This window comes from Curtobacterium sp. VKM Ac-1395 (assembly GCF_015350975.1).
GTDB lineage: Bacteria > Actinomycetota > Actinomycetes > Actinomycetales > Microbacteriaceae > Curtobacterium.
Genome location: NZ_JADKRX010000010.1, coordinates 1 through 17,566 on the forward strand (window position 1 = coordinate 1; position 17,566 = coordinate 17,566).

Genomic DNA, 17,566 nt, shown 5'->3' on the forward strand with positions numbered 1-17,566 from the left:
ACGAGGTCAATAAATTGGCATTGACAATGTGCACGCTGTTGAGTTCTCAAGGACCAGACGCACTCCCCGCTCGACCCATGAAGGATTCCGCCAGAGAGGCATTCGTTCTTGGTTTGACCACCGGTGTCGTCGAACCCTGAGGTACTTGTCGTACCAGCAGGTTCTGTGGCTCATCCCGTAGGAGAGAACCGGTGGAGTAGTCATCCTAGGCGTCGGAGCCGGTTGGCGCAAGGCCAGTTCCGAACTCCTGTGGAGGATGGTCCCGCTTGAGGGCCGACGTGCTCTGGGCTTTCGCTCCAGCCGCTCCGCCGCACCTTTGGGGTGACGAGAGGAAACATTACGGGCGGATCGGCCAGAGCGCCAAGCCAGGCCAGATCCCGGGCGTGTCGCATCGTGCAACACGGGCGCCGGAACGCGACGAAGCCCGGTCTCCGCAAGGGAGAACCGGGCTTCGGACGGCTGGTGGTCAGGCGGTGAGCGTCACGCCGGCGAGGGTCTTCTTGCCTCGGCGGACGACGAGCACTCCCCCGGGCAGAGCGAGATCGGCCAGCACCGCGGTCGGGTCCTCGGCTCGGGCGTTGTTCACGTAGACCCCGCCCTGGTCGATCGCACGTCGGGCTTCCCCGAGGGACTTCACCAGCTCGGTCTCGACGAGGGCCTTCGCCAGGTCGTCACCCGGGTCGAGCGACACCGACCCCGGGAGCTCGGCGATCGCAGACCGCAGGGTCTGGGCATCGAGGGCCTCGAGGTCCCCGTTGCCGAACAGCGCCGCCGACGCAGCGATCGCCGCCTGGGTTGCATCGACCCCGTGCACGAGCGAGGTGACCTCGAACGCCAGGGTCCGCTGGGCCTCTCGCCGGAAGGGCTCGTCGGCCACCGCCCGCTCGAGCCGTTCGATCTCCGCCCTGGGCAGGAACGTGAACTCGCGCAGTCGGGCGATGACGTCAGCGTCCGCGGTGTTGAGCCAGAACTGGTACAGCGCGTACGGCGACGTCATCTCGGCATCGAGCCAGATCGCGTTGCCCTCGCTCTTGCCGAACTTGGTGCCGTCGGAGTTCGTGATCAGCGGGGTGCCGAGCGCGTGCACGGTCGCACCTTCGGCACGTCGGATCAGCTCCGTCCCCGACGTCAGGTTGCCCCACTGGTCGGAACCACCGGTCTGCAGCGTGCACCCGTACTGCAGGAAGAGCTCCCGGTAGTCGAGCCCCTGCAGGATCTGGTAGCTGAACTCCGTGTAGCTGATCCCCGCGTCCGAGTTCAGCCGTGCCGCGACGGCGTCCTTCTTGAGCATCGCGTTCACGCGGAAGTACTTGCCGATGTCCCGGAGGAAGTCGATCGCCGACAGCGGCGACGTCCAGTCGAGGTTGTTCACGAGCCGCACGCCGTTGTCGCCGTCCGGACTGAGGAACCGTGAGACCTGCTCCTGCAGGCGACTCACCCAGTTCGACACCGTCTCGCGGGTGTTCAGCGTGCGCTCAGCAGTCGGTCGAGGATCCCCGATCAACCCGGTCGATCCCCCGACGAGCGCGAGTGGTCGGTGCCCCGCGAGCTGCAACCGCCGCATGGTCAGGAGCTGCAACAGGTTGCCGCAGTGGAGGGACGGTGCCGTGGGGTCGAACCCGCAGTAGTAGGTGATCGGCTCGCCGTCGAGAGCTGCTTGCAGGGCGGTCTCGTCGGTCGAGACCTGCACCAGACCACGCCACTGCAGCTCGTCCCACACCGAGGCGAAGGTGGGGTCGTTCTGCTGGCGCGTCAGGACGTCGGGAGCGGGATCACTGGACACCGGTCCATCGTAGCGGCGGTCACCGACGCCGTCGGGTCGACGAGGAGCCCAGCCGGGAGGCTCGGTTCGGCCTGGTCAGTCGACCGCGCCCTTGTGCCGTCGGTACGTCGAGACGGTCGGTTCACCGGGCAGCCAGAACCGCCACGGGAAGCCCCCGCCTCCGGCGAGGCCGGCGACACCCGTCCGCGGCCCCCGGTGGATCCCCGGATCGGAGGCGAGCTGGTCGAGGACCGCAGCGGGACCGTCGGCGGTGATCCGCGCCTCCAGGCCGGGAGCCAGGGCGAGCACGTACGGACCGGACCCGTCGAGGACGGACGTGCCGTCGTCCGTGCCGAGGACCGCGCCGAGCGCCGCCCCGAGGTTGCCGGGGCCCCGAGCGAGCTGGACGTCCGAGACGGTCATGCCCCGTCGCCCTCGGGCGACGTCGACGCCGTCGAGCACCTCGGCGCCGCGGAGCAGTGCCCCCGAGGACGTCCCCGTGTCACCGCTGACCACGTTGACGCAGGTGTGGATGCCGTACGAGCGGTAGGCGTAGAGCGTCCCGGCCGGCCCGAACAGGTTGCGGTTGCGGTCCGTCATCCCGCGGTGCCCGTGTGAACCGGGGTCGGTGGGGCCGAAGTAGGCCTCGACCTCGGTGATGCGGAGCGTGACGCCCTTGCCGGTCAGCGTGGCACCGAGCAGAGCGGGCGCAGACATCGGAGCCGGTGCCGCGAGGACCGCGAGCGCAGCACGCGTCATCGGGTGAAGGGCGCTCCCGCCGCCAGGTCGCGGACCCGCTCCGTGAGCGTCGCGAGCTGTTCGACGACACGATCGGGCGCGGTCCCGCCGACCCCCGAGCGCGACGCGACGCTGCCCTCGATGGTGAGGACGGCGCGGACCTCGGGCGTGAGGTGCTCCGAGACGGCGGCGTACTCCTCGTCGGTCGGGTCGTCGAGCTCGATGCCGCGCTCCTCGCAGTACCGGACGAGCGCGCCGGAGACCTCGTGGGCGTCGCGGAACGGCACGCCCTGTCGGACGAGCCACTCCGCCACGTCGGTGGCGAGGGAGAAGCCCTGCGGCGCGAGCTCCGCCATCCGGTCGGTGTCGAAGGACAGTGTCGCGACCATGCCGGTGAACGCGGGCAGCAGGACCTCGAGCGTCGCGACGGAGTCGAAGACGGGCTCCTTGTCCTCTTGCAGGTCGCGGTTGTACGCCAGCGGGAGGCCCTTGAAGGTCGCGAGCAGCCCGGTGAGGTTGCCGAGGAGCCGGCCGGACTTGCCCCGAGCGAGCTCCGCGATGTCGGGGTTCTTCTTCTGCGGCATGATGCTCGACCCGGTGGAGAACGCGTCGTGGAGCCGGACGAAGCCGAACTCCTTCGTGTTCCACAGGATCACCTCTTCCGCCAGGCGCGAGACGTCGATGCCGATCTGCGCGAGGACGTAGGCGAACTCGGCGACGGTGTCCCGTGCGGCGGTGGCGTCGATCGAGTTCTCCGCGGGGCGGTCGAAGCCGAGCTCGAGGGCGATCGCCGTCGGGTCGAGACCCAGGGAACTGCCTGCGAGGGCCCCGGCACCGTACGGGCTCACACTGGCGCGGCCCGACCAGTCGCGGAGGCGTTCGAGGTCCCGCACCAGCGGCCACGCGTGGGCGAGCAGGTGGTGGGCGAGGAGGACCGGTTGCGCGTGCTGCAGGTGCGTGCGCCCCGGCATGATCGCGCCCTGGTGCTCGCTCGCCTGCTGGCTGATCGCGTCGACGAGGTCGATGACCATCCGGCCGATGCGCCGCCCGTGGTCGAGCATGTGCATGCGGCCGAGCGTGGCGATCTGGTCGTTGCGGCTGCGACCCGCGCGGAGCTTGCCGCCGAGGACCGGGCCGAGGTCGGCGATCAGCAGGCGTTCGAGGGCACCGTGGACGTCCTCGTCCGAGTCGTCCGGCTGGAGGGACCCGTCGGCATGGGCGGCGTCGAGGCGGTCGAGCCCGGCGGTCATGGCCTCGAGCTCGTCCGCGGTCAGGTACCCCGCCGTGTGCAGGGCCCTGGCGTGCGCCCGGGAGCCGGCGAGGTCGTACGGCGCGAGCTGCCAGTCGAAGTGCGTCGACTTCGACAGGGCGGCCAGCTCAGCGCTCGGCCCGTCCGCGAACCGGGCACCCCAGAGGGCGCCGGCGTTGGTGCCGTCGGTCTTGGTGGCGTGCGTCTCCGGCCGGGAGGCTCCGCGTGCGTCCGTCATGTCGTCCTGCGTCGTGTCGTGGGTCGGTCTGGGCGTGGGTGCGTCCGGGGCGTGCGGCGCGGGGCGGAGGTGCGCCGGGCCTCCCGAGCGGTCCGGACGGCGCGACCGACTGGTCGCGCCGTCCGGAGCGGGTCAGTTCGCCAGGTCGCGGCGGGCGGAGATCTTGGACGGGAGCGACCAGATCTCGATGAAGCCCTTCGACAGCGACTGGTCGAACGTGTCGCCGGTGTCGTAGGTCGCGAGGTCGAAGTCGTACAGCGACTGCTCGCTGCGGCGACCGGTGACCGTGGCGCGACCGCCGTGCAGCTGCATGCGGATGTCGCCCGAGACGTACTGCTGGGTGTCGTTGATGAAGGCGTCGAGCGAGCGCTTGAGCCCACCGAACCAGAGCCCGTCGTAGACCAGGTCGGCCCACTCGGACTCGACACCGCGCTTGTAGCGGTTCACGTCGCGCTCGAGGGTCAGGCTCTCGAGCTCCTCGTGCGCGGCGATGAGCGCCATCGCGGCCGGGGCCTCGTAGACCTCACGCGACTTGATGCCGACGAGACGGTCCTCGACGACGTCGATGCGGCCGACGCCGTGCTTGCCGGCGAGGGCGTTGAGCTCCTGCACGATGCGCAGGACGCTGAACCGCTGGCCGTCGAGCGCCACCGGGATGCCCTGCTCGAACGTGATCGTGACCTCGTCGGCGTCGCGAGCGATCGCCGGGTCCTGCGTGTAGGCGTAGAGGTCCTCGATCGGGGCGTTCCACGGGTCCTCGAGGAACCCGGTCTCCACCGCGCGACCCCAGACGTTCTGGTCGATCGAGTACGGCGACTTCTTGCTCTGGAGGATCGGCAGGTCGTGCTCCTGCGCGTAGATGATCGCCTTGTCGCGGGTGAGCGCGAGGTCGCGGACCGGGGCGACGCTCGTCAGGTCGGGGGCGATCGCGGCGACGGCGGCCTCGAAGCGGACCTGGTCGTTGCCCTTGCCGGTGCAGCCGTGCGCGACGCTGTCGGCGCCGAGCTGCTTGGCGGTGAGGGCCAGGTGCTTCGCGATGAGCGGGCGGCTCAGCGCGGAGACCAGGGGGTAGCGCTTCTGGTAGAGCGCGTTCGCCTTGAGGGCGGGCACGAGGTAGTCGTCGGCGAACTCGTCCTTCGCGTCGATGACCACCGACTCCACCGCGCCGCAGTCGAGCGCGCGCTGCCGGATGGCCTCCATGTCCTCGCCACCCTGGCCGACGTCCACCGCCAGCGCGACGACCTCTTTGCCGGTGGCGTCCTTGAGCCAGCCGATGCCGACGGAGGTGTCGAGTCCTCCGGAGTACGCCAGTACGACGCGGTCTGCCATGTGATGTCTCCTAGGGGTGTTGGGGGGGTCAGTTGTCCGCGGCGGTGGCCGCGCTCGCGGTGGCCGCGCTCGCGGTGTTCGCGGCGAGGAGCCAGGCGAGCAGGGCCTTCTGGGCGTGGAGACGGTTCTCCGCCTCGTCCCAGATGATGCTCCGGGGACCGTCGATCACGTCGGCGGTCACCTCGTAGCCGCGGTCGGCCGGCAGGCAGTGCATGAACACGGCGTCGTCGGCGGCGTGGGCCATCATCGCGTCGTCGACGCGGTAGTCCGCGAAGGTGTCGAGGCGCTGCTGCTTCTCGTCCTCCTTGCCCATCGAGACCCACGTGTCGGTGACGACCACGTCGGCGCCGGCGACCGCGGCGACCGGGTCGGTCACGACGAGCACCGAACCGCCGGTCTCGGCGGCGCGCTGCTCGGCGTCCGTGACCACCTGCGGGGTGGGAGAGAACGCGCTCGGGGAGCCGACGCGCACGTGCATGCCAGCCGTCGCGCAGGCCAGCAGGTACGAGTGCGCCATGTTGCTCGCACCGTCGCCGACGAACGCGATGGTCTGTCCGGCGAGGGCGCCGCGGTGCTCGCGGATGGTGAGCAGGTCCGCGAGGAGCTGGCAGGGGTGGAAGTCGTCGGAGAGCGCGTTCACGACGGGCACGGACGTGCTCGCGGCCATCTCCTCGAGCCCGGCCTGGCCGTAGGTGCGCCACACGATCGCCGACACCATGCGCTCCAGCACCCGGGCGGTGTCGGACGGGGTCTCCTTGCCGCCGAGCTGGCTGTTGGCGGTCGAGATGATGAGCGGGCTGCCGCCGAGGTCGCTGATGCCGACGTGGAAGGACACCCGCGTGCGGGTCGACGACTTGTCGAAGATCACGGCGACGCTCTGCGGGCCGGCGAGGGGCTTCGCACCCCAGCGGTCACGCTTCATCTCGACGGCGAGGTCGAGGATCGCGGACTGCTCGGCCTGGGTCAGGTCGTCGTCGCGGAGGAAGTGGCGGGTCATGCGGGGGTCTCCTGGTGGGCGCCCTCGACGGACGCCATGCTCTGGGCGAGGATCGCGAGGAACTCGTCGATCTCGGCGTCGGTGACGATGAGCGGCGGCGCGATGCGCAGGCTCGACTCGTTCGGGGCGTTGACGATGAGGCCGCGTTCGAGCGCGGCCGCGGCGATCGCGGCTGCGACGGGCAGGTGCAGCCCGACGCCGATCAGGAGCCCGGTCCCCCGGACCTCTTCCACGAGCGGCGAGTGGAGCGCACTGATGCCACTGCGGATCCGCTCGCCCTTGGTGACGGCCCCCTCGACGAGCCCGGCGGACTCGATCTCGGTGAGCACGGCGTTCGCGACGCGGGTGCCGAGCGGGTTGCCGCCGAAGGTCGAGCCGTGCTGGCCCGCGGAGAACAGGTCGGACGCCCACCCGAAGGTCACGAGCGCACCGATCGGGAAGCCACCGGCGATGCCCTTGGCGACCGTGATGGCGTCCGGGACGATGCCGTACTGCTGGAAGGCGAACCACGAACCGGTCCGACCGACACCGGTCTGGATCTCGTCGAGGACGAGGAGCGCACCGTGCTGCTCGGTCAGGCGCCGGGCCGCGGCGAGGAAGCCCTCGGGCAGGTCGACCACGCCGGCCTCGCCCTTGATCGGCTCGATGAACAGCGCCGCGACGGTGTCGTCGATCGCGTGCTCGAGTGCGTCGATCGAGGTGTCGATGTGCTCGACGCCCGGGATCATCGGCAGGAAGTCCTCCTGCAGCGCGGGCTTGCCGGTGAGCGCGAGCGACCCCATCGTGCGGCCGTGGAAGGCCTGCTTCAGCGCGAGGATGCGGGTCTTCCGGCCGTCGGCACCACGGTTCAGGCGCGCGAGCTTGAAGGCGGCCTCGTTGGCTTCTGCTCCGGAGTTGCCGAAGTACACGCGGCCGGCGTCACCGGCCCCGGAGATGCGCTTGAGGCGTTCGGCGAGCTCGAGCTGGGGCGGGGTCGCGAAGTAGTTCGAGACGTGCACGAGCTTCGCTGCCTGGTCGCTGATGGCCTCGACCAGGGCCGGGTGGGCGTGGCCGAGGGAGTTCACGGCGATGCCGGCGAGGAAGTCGAGGTACTCGTTGCCGTCCACGTCCCAGACACGGCAGCCCTGACCGCGCTCGAGCATGATCTTCGGCGGCGTCAGGGATCGCATGAGCGACGCCCCGAACCGGTCGTTCCAGGTCTCGGTCTGCGTCTCGGTGCTCACCGTGCGGTTCCCTTCGTCTGCGTGGTGTCGTGGGTCACTGCCGGACCGCGTCGGCCGATCTCGGCGTGCGTGTTCTGGTTCTCGGTGCGCCTGCTCGGGTCCGGGATGACCTCGGTGCCCGCGCCGCGCAGGGTGAAGACCTCGAGCAGGATCGAGTGCGGGATGCGGCCGTCGATGATCGTCGCCCCGCCGACCCCGCCGACCACGGCGTCGAGGCACGCAGTCATCTTCGGGATCATCCCCGACTCGAGCGACGGCAGGAGCTCGCGGAGTTCCTCGACCGCGATGAGGTCGATGAGCGAGTCGCGGTCGGGCCAGTTGCGGTACAGCCCGGGGACGTCGGTCAGCATCAGCAGCTTCGACGCGCCCAGGGCGATCGCGAGTGCGGCTGCCGCGGCGTCGGCGTTCACGTTCAGCGCCTGGTCGTGGTCGGCGTCGTCGATCGCGATGCTCGACACGACCGGGATCTGGTTCGCCCGGATGGCCGCGAGGACACCGGACGGGTCGACGTGCGTGATGTCGCCGACGTGGCCGAGGTCGAAGTGCTCGCCGTCGACGACCACGCCCTTCTGCTCGCCGGTGAACAGCGAGCCGCCGTCACCGAACACGCCGACACCGATGCCGTCGCCGTGCTCGTTCATCAGGTCGACGATCTCGCGGTTGACCTCGCCGGCCAGGACGTCGCGGACGACGGTGATCGCCTCGGTCGTAGTGACGCGGTAGCCGCCGCGGAACTCGGACTCGATGCCCTGTTCCTTCAGCGCGGCGGAGATCTGCGGACCGCCGCCGTGCACCACGACGGGATGCAGGCCCGCGTAGCGGAGGTAGACCATGTCCTCGGCGAAGGCCCGCTTGAGGTCGTCGTTGACCATGGCGTTGCCGCCGAACTTGACGACGACGATCTTGCCGGAGAAGCGCTTCAGCCAGGGCAGGGACTCGATGAGCGTCGCGGCCTTGACGGCGGCGAGCTCGTGCTCGTGCTGCTTGGTCTGGGTGTCGTCGGCCATCAGCTGGAGTACGCGCTGTTCTCGTGGACGTAGTCGTGCGTCAGGTCGTTCGTCAGGATGGTCGCCGAGTACGGCCCCACCCCGAGGTCGATGAGCACGTCGGTGTCGCGCGGGGTGAGGTCGACCTCGTCGATCGGACGGTCGGGCGCACCCGCGTGGCACACCCGCACGCCGTTCATCGAGACGTCCACCGCGTAGGGGTCGAACTCGGCGTCGGTCGTGCCGATCGCCGCGAGCACCCGGCCCCAGTTGGGGTCGTTGCCGAACACGGCCGCCTTGAACAGGTTGTTCCGGGCGACGCTGCGGCCGACCGTGACGGCGTCGTCCTCGGACGCGGCGTTCACGACGTGGATCGCGATGTCGTGGCTGGCGCCCTCGGCGTCCTGCTGCAGCTGGCGGGCCAGGTCGGCGCAGACGACGGTGAGGGCCTCCTGGAAGTCGCCGACCTCCGGCGTCACGCCGGACGCGCCGGAGGACATCAGCACCACGGTGTCGTTCGTCGACATGCAGCCGTCGGAGTCGACGCGGTCGAAGGTGACCCGGGTGGCTGCCCGGAGGGCCTGGTCGAGCTCGTCGGAGGTGAGGAGCGCGTCGGTCGTGATCACGACGAGCATCGTCGCGAGCCCCGGCGCGAGCATGCCCGCGCCCTTGGCCATGCCGCCGACGGTCCAGCCGTCCTCGGTCACCACCGACTGCTTGGCCCGGGTGTCCGTCGTCATGATCGCGGCGGCCGCGTCCGGGCCGCCGGTCTCGGACAGCGCGTCGGTGGTGAGTGCGACGCCGTGCAGGACGTGGTCGCGGAACGTCTGGTCACCGCGGCCGATGAGACCGGTCGAACAGACGACGACGTCCCCGGCACCGATGCCGAGCGCGTCGCCCACGGCCTCGGCCGTCATGTGGGTCGTCTGGAACCCGAACGCGCCGGTGAAGCAGTTCGCGCCGCCCGAGTTCAGGAAGACCGCCCGTGCCACCCCGTCGCCGACGACCTGGCGCGACCAGATGACGGGGTGCGCCTGGGCGCGGTTGCTGGTGAAGACGGCGGCGACCGCGGACTCGGGGCCGTCGTTCACGACGAGGGCCACGTCGGGCGTGCCGCTCGCCTTCAGCCCGGCGGTGGCGCCGGCGGCCCGGAAGCCCGCTGCTGCGGTGACGCCCTGGCCGTCGGTCGGGGCCTGGAGGCTCGGTGCGGCCTGGTCCTGCTGGTTCGCTTCGGTCACGGTGCGACTCCGTCCACGCTGAGGCCGAGGGTCTCCGGCAGTCCGAGTGCGATGTTCGCCGACTGGACGGCTGCACCGCCGGTGCCCTTGGCGAGGTTGTCGAGCGCCGTCACCGCGACGACGCGTCCGGCCGCTTCGTCGACGGTCACGCCGATGAGCGCCGTGTTCGCGCCGATGGTGTCCGCGACCCGGGGGAACTGGCCCTCTGGCAAGAGGTGCACGAAGGGCTCGTCCGCGTAGGCCTGTTCCCAGGCGAGGCGGACGTCCCGCGCGCTGACGCCCGGCGCGAGCTTGGCGGTGGTGGTCGCGAGGATGCCGCGCGACATCGGCACGAGCACCGGGGTGAAGGAGATCGTGACGTCCGGAGCACCCGCGACCCGCAGGTTCTGCTGGATCTCCGGGACGTGCCGGTGCTTCCCGCCGACGGCGTAGGCGCTCGCGGAGCCCATGATCTCGGCCGCCAGGTAGGTCGGCTCGAGCTTCTTGCCGGCACCGGACGGCCCGACGCTGAGCACCGCGACGATGTCGTCGCCGTGCACGAGCCCGGCCTGGATGCCCGGCTGGATGCCGAGCGTGATCGCCGTCACGTTGCACCCGGGGACCGCGATGCGCTTGGTCGACGCGAGTTCGGTCCGTTGCCGGCTCTGCGCGACGATGTCGTCGACGTCGCGCCACTCGTCCGCCGAACCCGGGGTCGGCGCCGCGTGCAGGAGCTCGGGCAGCCCGTAGGTCCACGCCCCGTGGTACTCGCCACCGTAGAAGGTGTCCCACGCTGCCGGGTCCGTCAGCCGGTGGTCGGCGCCGCAGTCCACCACGAGGGTGTCGTCGTCGAGCTCCGCCGTGATGGCTCCGGACTGTCCGTGCGGCAACGCCAGGAAGACGACGTCGTGTCCACGCAGCGTCTCCGCCGTCGTCTCGACCAGGGTCAGGTGCGACAGCGACCGGAGGTGCGGCTGCGTCGCGACGAGCGGCTGCCCGGCGTTCGAGAACGCGGTGACCGTCCTGACGTCGAACTCGGGATGAGCGGAGAGGATGCGCAGCAGCTCACCACCCGCGTAGCCACTGGCTCCCGCCACGGCGACGGATACGGACATGGGATTCCACCTTCGGTCGGACTGTTCGTCGAGGATCTGAGGCGGCGGCCCCGGGCGGTGCTGGTCCCAGTGGGATCAGTCGCGCAGGGTCGCCCCGAATCGCTCGCCGGCACGTCGGACGGCGCCGTCACGGGCCACGGAGGCCTCGGCAGCGGTCAGGGTGCGGTCCGTGGCGCGGAAGCGCAGCGCGAACGTCAGGGACTTCTGTCCCTCGTCCACGCCGGAGCCCCGGTAGTCATCCACGAGGCGAGCATACTCCAACAGCTCTCCCGCGCCAGCGCGGACGACCTCGAGCACCGCACCCGCCGGGACGTCGACACCGACCACCAGGGAGAGGTCCTGCGTCGCCGCCGGGTAGGACACGATCGGCGCCACGTGCACGGCGTCCGGGATCGCGGCGACCACCGCGTCGAGGTCGATCTCCACGACGGCGACGACCCGCGGCAGGTCCGCGGCGTCCGTCAGCTCGGGCAGCAGTTCCCCCGCGACGCCGACCACGGTGTCGCCGACCAGGAGCGACGCGGCGCGTCCGGGGTGCAGCGACGGGTGGGTGGTCTGCGCGACGGTGAGCTCGACGCCGGCGGCCCAGGCCACGGTCCGGGCGACGTCGAGCGCGTCCGCGATCCCGAAGGGCTGCGGGAGCACGCCGGGCTGCTTCACGAGGCGGTTGCCCGTCAGGAGCGCCGACACGTGGAACGGCTGCGCCGGCAGTGCCGCGTCGAGCGCGAGGAGCGTCTCGGCGCCGGGGTGCTCGGCGCCGACGGGGACCTCGGTGGTCCCGAGTTCGGCGTCGGCCACGGGCAGGAACACCCGCGAGGTCTCGTACACGGCCAGGTCGACCAGACCGCGGGAGACGTTGCGGCGGGCGACGTCGACGAGCGCGGGCAGCCCGCTGCGCCGGAGGAGGTCCTGCGCGCTGTCGAGCGCGTTCGCGAGCACGACGCTCGGGCCGCCCTCGGCGTCGATGCCCGGGTACGCCGCAGCGGTCGCCGCCGACACGAACGGCGCCGTGACGACCTCGGTCAGGCCGTCGGCCGCGAGGGCTGCTGCCACGCGCCGGAGCGCCCGCTGGTGCACGGTGAGGCCCCGGCCGGGCGGTGCGACGGGCAGGACGCTCGGGATCCGGTCGTACCCGACGATGCGGGCCACTTCCTCGACCAGGGTGGTGTCGTCGGTCAGGTCGGGGCGCCAGGTGGGCGGCGTGACTGCGAGCTGCTCGCCGTCGACGTCCACCGTCGCACCGAGGGCGCGCAGGGTGTCGATGACCTCGGCGTCGGAGTACTCGACGCCGATCAGCTCGGTCGGACGGGACACGCGCATCGCCACGACGGGGCGCGGGGTGGTGTCCACCAGCGTCGACCCGAGGGTGTCGGCCGTGCCGCCGGCGAGCTCGACGAGGAGCTCCACCGCGCGGTTGGCCGCGGCCTCGGCCACGAGCGGGTCCACGCCGCGCTCGAAGCGACGGGAGGCCTCGCTCGGGAGCTTGTGGCGGCGGGCAGTGCGGGCGATGGAGACCTGGTCGAAGCCGGCGGCCTCGATCAGGACGTCCGAGGTGCTCGGGGAGATCTCGGTGCGGGCACCGCCCATCACGCCGGCGAGCCCGACGGGGCCGTCGTCGTCGGTGATGACGAGGTCCTCGGGGTGGAGCTTCCGGGTGACGTCGTCGAGCGTCGTCAGGGTCTCCCCCGGGGCCGCACGACGGACGCCGAGTCCGCCCCGCACGGTGGCGAGGTCGTACCCGTGCAGGGGCTGCCCGAGCTCGAACATGACGTAGTTCGTGATGTCGACCGGCAGTGAGATCGAGCGGACACCAACGAGTGACAGGCGGGACACCATCCACGCCGGTGTCGGCAGCGAGGCGTCGATGCCGCGGACGACCCGCGTCACGAAGGTGGACGAACCGACCCGGCCGCGGATCGGTTCCTGGTCGTCGATGGTCACGGAGAACCCGTCGCCGGACCGGGGAGCGACACGGTCGACCGGGTCGTGGAACGAGGCGCCCGTGGCGTGGGCGTATTCGCGGGCGACGCCGCGCATGCTCAGCGCGTAGCCGCGGTCCGGGGTGACGTTGATCTCGACCGCGGCGTCGTCGAGGCCGAGGAGCGCGATGGCGTCCTGGCCGACGGTGGGCTCCATGCCGAGGTCGGCGAAGCGGAGGATGCCGTCGTGCTCGTCCCCGAGCCCGAGTTCGCGTGCCGAGGCGATCATGCCGTCCGACACGTGCCCGTAGGTCTTGCGCGCGGCGATCGGGAACGGTCCGGGCAGCACGGCGCCGGGCAGCGTCACCACGACGAGGTCGCCGACGTCGAAGTTGTGCGCGCCGCAGACGATGCCGCGGGGCTCGGACTCGCCGACGTCCACCTGGCACCAGTTGATCGTCTTGCCGTTCTTCTGCGGCTCCGGGACGCGCTCGAGCACCCGACCGACCACGACGGGTCCGGTCAGGTCGTTGGCGTGGACCGCTTCTTCCTCGAAGCCGACCGACACGAGCGCCGCGTGGACGTGCTCGAGGCTGACGTCGTCGGGCAGGTCGACCGACTCACCGAGCCAGCGGAGTGGGACGCGCATCAGACCACCGTTCCGAACTGCTGCGAGAAGCGGATGTCGCCCTCGAGGAAGTCACGCATGTCGTTCAGGCCGTTGCGGAACTGGAGCGTCCGCTCGATGCCCATGCCGAACGCGAAGCCCTGGTACTCGTCGGGGTCGATGCCGGCCGACCGCAGGACGTTCTGGTTCACCATGCCGCACCCGCCCCACTCGACCCAGCGCGCGCCGCCCTTGGCGTTCGGCTGCCAGACGTCCATCTCGGCGGAGGGCTCGGTGAACGGGAAGTAGTTCGGGCGCAGACGGATCTGGGCTTCGTCGCCGAACATCTGCCGGGCGAAGTGTTCCAGGGTGCCGCGCAGGTGCGCCATCGTCAGGCCCTTGTCGATCGCGATGCCCTCGACCTGGGTGAAGACCGGCAGGTGCGTGGCGTCGAGCTCGTCGGCGCGGTAGACCCGGCCGGGCGCGATGACGTAGAGGGGCAGCTCGCGCGACAGCAGCGACCGGATCTGCACCGGCGACGTGTGCGTGCGCATGACCAGGTGCCGCTCGACCGGCTCGACGAAGACGGTGTCCGCCATCGCGCGGGCGGGGTGGTCCTGGTCGAAGTTCAGGGCGTCGAAGTTGAACCACTCGTGCTCGAGCTCGGGGCCTTCCGCCACTTCCCACCCCATGCCGACGAAGATGTCGGCCACGGTCTCGTTCAGCAGCGAGAGCGGGTGTCGGGAGCCTGGGGTGCGGGTGGACGGCAGCGCGGTGACGTCGACACGCTCGGCGTCGAGCCGCGCGCGCTCCTCGGCCTCGGCGAGCACGGACTCCTGCTCGGCGACCGCACCGTTGACCCGACCGCGCGCCTGCCCGACGAGCTTGCCCGCCTGGGCCTTCTGCTCCGGCGGGACACTGCGCATCGACGCGTTCATCCGCGCGAGCGTCGACTGCTCGCCGGTGTGCTCCGCCCTGGCCTGCTTGAGCTCGGCGACCGTCGTGGCGGCACGGACTGCGGCGAGGGCCGCGTCGACCGCGTCGGCGACGGCCGATTCGCTGATCTCGAGAGGTTCTGACACAGCACCAGAGCCTACCGGCCCCTGGGATACCGCCGTTCTGTACCGGACGGACTGTGGAGGAGTCCGGACAAGCGCCGCCTGTGGAGGGAGGAGTCAGACCGAACGCTGCGCGAACGCGGACTCGTACAGGCACACCGACGCGGCGGTCGCCAGGTTCATCGACTCCGCACGGCCGTAGATCGGCACCTTCACGGCACGGTCGACCATGGCGAGGTCCTCGGAGGTGAGCCCGCGGGCCTCGTTCCCGAAGACCCAGACGGTCGGGCCGTCGAGCAGCCCCTCGGCGCGGACGTCGGGCAGGTCGTCACCGGACACGTCCGCCGCGAGCACCGTGTACCCGAGCGACTTCGCGCGCTCGATCGTGTCCGCCAGCCCGACGCCGACCGACACCGGGACGTGGAACAGCGAGCCCGTGGTCGAGCGGACGACCTTGGGGTTGTACGGGTCGACACTGCGCCCGGTCAGGACCACCGCGTCGGCGCCGGCCGAGTCGGCGGCGCGGATGATCGTGCCGGCGTTCCCCGGGTCACGGACCTCCTCGAGGATCGCGACCAGTCCCGGGAGCGCACCGTCCGAGGCGGACGCGTCGGGGGCCTCCTGGCTGGCGCGGTCGGGGAAGACCTGCCGCACCGACGTCGGGAACTGCTCGCAGACCGCGACGACGCCCTGCGGGGTGACCGTGTCGGCCATCGCGTCGAGGACCTGTTCGGTCACGAACCAGGTGTCGACCTGGGTGTCGGCGAGCCCGTAGCGCTCGGCGGCGGTCGGCGTCACGTAGAGCTCGCGGAGGAGCTCCGGCCGGTACTCGAGGGCCTCGCGGACGGCCTGGGGACCCTCCAGCAGGAACAGCCCCGTCTCGGCGCGCACGTCCTTCTTCGTCAGCGCGGCGACGGCCTTGACGCGTCCGGCACGGGGGTTCTCCAGGAGATCAGTCACGGACACAGTCTCGCAGGCGCCCGGTCCGCCGGATGCACGACGCCCCCGTTCCGCGGACGGAACGGGGGCGTCGTCGGCCCTGACGGGCACGGGAGCTGCTGTCGCAGTGCTGCTGACTACGCTGCGGCCTTGGGGGCCGAGGTGTCGGCCGGGAGGGCCTTCTTGGCCGACTCGACGAGCGCGGCGAAGGTCTCCGGGTTGTTCACGGCGAGGTCCGCGAGGATGCGACGGTCGACCTCGATGCCGGCCAGGGCGAGGCCCTGGATGAGGCGGTTGTAGGTCAGGCCGTTCGCACGGGACGCAGCGTTGATGCGCTGGATCCAGAGGCGACGGAACTCGCCCTTCTTCGCGTGACGGTCACGGTACGCGTAGACGAGGGAGTGGGTGACCTGCTCCTTGGCCTTGCGGTACAGGCGCGAACGCTGGCCGCGGTAGCCCTCGGCGCGTTCGAGGATGACGCGGCGCTTCTTGGCGGCGTTGACCGCTCTCTTGACTCTTGCCATTGGTCTGTTCCTTTACGATCCGGGGCGGCTCAGTGGCCGAGGAGCTTCTTGACGTTCTTGGCGTCGGCCTTCGAGAGGACCTGGTCCTCGTTCAGGCGCGCCTTGCGCTTGGAGGACTTGACCTCGAGGTTGTGACGCATACCGGCCTGCTGCTTCATGATCTTGCCGGTACCGGTGACCTTGAAGCGCTTCTTCGACCCGGAGTGGGTCTTCTGCTTGGGCATGGTGGTGCCTTTCCGTGGGATGGATGGGGGACCGCGTCGTTGCGGGGTCGGTCTGGGGGGACCTATTCAGTCGTGGACTCGGCCTGGGCCGTCTCCTGCGACGCAGCCGGGGCTTCGTCGTCCGACTTGGTCTTCGTGGCGTGCTCCGTCGCGCGGCGCTCGGCCTTCTCGGCTGCACGCTTGGCGTTCTGCTCGCCCTTGACGTCGGACTTGTTCTTGAGCGGCGCGATGATCATCGTCATGTTGCGGCCGTCCTGCGTGGGCCGCGACTCGACGACGCCGAACTCGGCGATCTCCTCGGCGAACTTGTGCAGCAGTCGGACACCCTGCTCCGGACGCGACTGCTCGCGGCCACGGAAGAGGATCATCGCCTTCACCTTGTCGCCACCGAGGAGGAAGCCCTCGGCGCGCTTGCGCTTCGTCTCGTAGTCGTGCACGTCGATCTTCAGGCGGAAGCGGACCTCTTTCAGGTCGGTGTTGACCTGGTTGCGGCGGGCTTCCTTGGCCTTCTGAGCGGCTTCGTACTTGAACTTGCCGTAGTCCATGATCTTGGCCACGGGCGGCTTCGAGTTCGGCGCGACCTCGACCAGATCCAGCTCGGCTTCCTGCGCGAGGCGCAGTGCAACGGCGATGGGGACAACGCCGACCTGCTCGCCCTGGGGTCCGACGAGGCGGACTTCGGGGACGCGGATTCGGTCGTTGGTACGGGGATCGGTGATGCGGAGCTCCTTCAATCTGGTGGTGGCCGTCCAGGACATTCGCCTGGACGACGGCACGAGAGAGGAGATCTGACGCACGGGTACACGACCCGTTCGGCAGCCGCCCGACTCCGGATCAGTGATCCGGACTGCCGGTGCCCGTGCAGTGGCTGCATGGACTCCGGTGGAGCGGTGGTGACCCGGTAGCCTGGTGGTTCGTGGCCGCGGGTGGGAGTGACTCCTCTTCGTGATGCGATCTGCAGGTCCGGTTCGTTCGAGAACGCACCGGGCACGCGGACAGCATCTGCCGCGGAGAGTCTAGCAGAGGAGCACCGTGACCGACACCCCGCCCAACGACCTCGCCACCGAGGCCTCCATCGACGACATCGACGCCGCCCGCGACATCGCAGAGGTCCCCGCGGTCGAGCTCATCAACACCGTGGCCGTGCACCTGCTCAGCGCCGCAGCCGTGAAGGTCGGGCTCGCGGACGACCCGCAGCAGCAGACCGACCTGGACGAGGCGCGCAAGCTCATCACCGCCCTGGCCGGCCTGGTCACCGCGGCCGCGACCGAGATCGGCGACCACCACGCCCGTCCGCTGCGCGACGGTCTGCGCTCGGTGCAGCTCGCGTTCCGCGAGGCGTCCGCCATCCCGGACGCGCCGGGAGCCGGCCCCGGCGAGAAGTACACCGGTCCCGTCAACTGACGGGTCGGGACGTCACCAGATGACGGAGGGGCGGCGC

Annotated in this window: 16 protein-coding genes; 1 reads left to right on the forward strand and 15 read right to left on the reverse strand. The window is 70.7% G+C overall.

The window, feature by feature from the left end:
- Positions 1-466 precede the first annotated feature (466 nt).
- From tyrS to infC, 15 genes are all read right to left on the reverse strand, one after another.
- Positions 467-1,783 carry a tyrosine--tRNA ligase gene (tyrS, locus tag ITJ68_RS17685; RefSeq protein ID WP_268095476.1) on the reverse strand — a complete coding sequence of 439 codons (1,317 nt, stop codon included), beginning with the start codon at positions 1,781-1,783 and terminating at the stop codon, positions 467-469.
- A 75-nt stretch (positions 1,784-1,858) separates the two neighbouring features.
- Positions 1,859-2,521, reverse strand: a complete 663-nt coding sequence (locus tag ITJ68_RS17690; protein WP_194663284.1) for a DNA-3-methyladenine glycosylase — start codon at positions 2,519-2,521, stop codon at positions 1,859-1,861.
- A complete protein-coding gene (gene argH, locus ITJ68_RS17695) occupies positions 2,518-3,987 on the reverse strand; it encodes an argininosuccinate lyase (protein ID WP_194663286.1) in 1,470 nt (489 codons plus the stop codon). Before argH ends, ITJ68_RS17690 begins: the two co-directional genes overlap by 4 nt.
- 132 nt (positions 3,988-4,119) lie before the next feature.
- Positions 4,120-5,316, reverse strand: coding sequence for an argininosuccinate synthase (locus tag ITJ68_RS17700; RefSeq protein ID WP_071273098.1), 1,197 nt, complete (start codon positions 5,314-5,316; stop codon positions 4,120-4,122).
- A gap of 28 nt (positions 5,317-5,344) precedes the next feature.
- Positions 5,345-6,313, reverse strand: coding sequence for an ornithine carbamoyltransferase (argF, locus tag ITJ68_RS17705; RefSeq protein WP_194663288.1), 969 nt, complete (start codon positions 6,311-6,313; stop codon positions 5,345-5,347).
- Positions 6,310-7,536 carry an acetylornithine transaminase gene (locus ITJ68_RS17710; RefSeq protein WP_194663290.1) on the reverse strand — a complete coding sequence of 409 codons (1,227 nt, stop codon included), beginning with the start codon at positions 7,534-7,536 and terminating at the stop codon, positions 6,310-6,312. Before ITJ68_RS17710 ends, argF begins: the two co-directional genes overlap by 4 nt.
- Entirely contained in the window at positions 7,533-8,543 is a 1,011-nt protein-coding gene (argB, locus tag ITJ68_RS17715; RefSeq protein WP_194663292.1) for an acetylglutamate kinase, read from the reverse strand. Before argB ends, ITJ68_RS17710 begins: the two co-directional genes overlap by 4 nt.
- Entirely contained in the window at positions 8,543-9,649 is a 1,107-nt protein-coding gene (gene argJ / locus ITJ68_RS17720; RefSeq protein ID WP_228506055.1) for a bifunctional glutamate N-acetyltransferase/amino-acid acetyltransferase ArgJ, read from the reverse strand. The genes argB and argJ overlap by 1 nt, the downstream gene beginning before the upstream one ends.
- 107 nt (positions 9,650-9,756) lie before the next feature.
- Positions 9,757-10,854 (reverse strand): N-acetyl-gamma-glutamyl-phosphate reductase, encoded by a 1,098-nt coding sequence (locus tag ITJ68_RS17725; protein WP_194663296.1) that lies wholly within the window; start codon positions 10,852-10,854, stop codon positions 9,757-9,759.
- Between the two features lie 75 nt (positions 10,855-10,929).
- On the reverse strand, positions 10,930-13,422 hold the full coding sequence (gene pheT / locus ITJ68_RS17730; protein WP_194663298.1) for a phenylalanine--tRNA ligase subunit beta: 2,493 nt from the start codon (positions 13,420-13,422) through the stop codon (positions 10,930-10,932).
- Positions 13,422-14,462 (reverse strand): phenylalanine--tRNA ligase subunit alpha, encoded by a 1,041-nt coding sequence (gene pheS, locus ITJ68_RS17735; protein WP_194630587.1) that lies wholly within the window; start codon positions 14,460-14,462, stop codon positions 13,422-13,424. Before pheS ends, pheT begins: the two co-directional genes overlap by 1 nt.
- Positions 14,463-14,555: 93 nt before the next feature.
- Positions 14,556-15,398 (reverse strand): TrmH family RNA methyltransferase, encoded by an 843-nt coding sequence (locus ITJ68_RS17740; protein ID WP_194663300.1) that lies wholly within the window; start codon positions 15,396-15,398, stop codon positions 14,556-14,558.
- Between the two features lie 116 nt (positions 15,399-15,514).
- The gene (gene rplT, locus ITJ68_RS17745) at positions 15,515-15,901 is read right to left on the reverse strand and encodes a 50S ribosomal protein L20 (RefSeq protein WP_194663302.1); all 387 of its coding nucleotides are present in this window, start codon (positions 15,899-15,901) and stop codon (positions 15,515-15,517) included.
- Positions 15,902-15,930: 29 nt separating this feature from the next.
- Positions 15,931-16,125, reverse strand: coding sequence for a 50S ribosomal protein L35 (rpmI, locus tag ITJ68_RS17750; protein ID WP_071273122.1), 195 nt, complete (start codon positions 16,123-16,125; stop codon positions 15,931-15,933).
- A 62-nt stretch (positions 16,126-16,187) separates the two neighbouring features.
- A complete protein-coding gene (gene infC, locus ITJ68_RS17755) occupies positions 16,188-16,883 on the reverse strand; it encodes a translation initiation factor IF-3 (protein WP_194663304.1) in 696 nt (231 codons plus the stop codon).
- Between the two features lie 274 nt (positions 16,884-17,157).
- Here infC and ITJ68_RS17760 point away from each other — a divergent pair, with 274 nt between their 5' ends.
- Entirely contained in the window at positions 17,158-17,529 is a 372-nt protein-coding gene (locus ITJ68_RS17760) for a DUF1844 domain-containing protein (protein ID WP_194663307.1), read from the forward strand.
- The last annotated feature ends 37 nt before the right edge of the window (positions 17,530-17,566 follow it).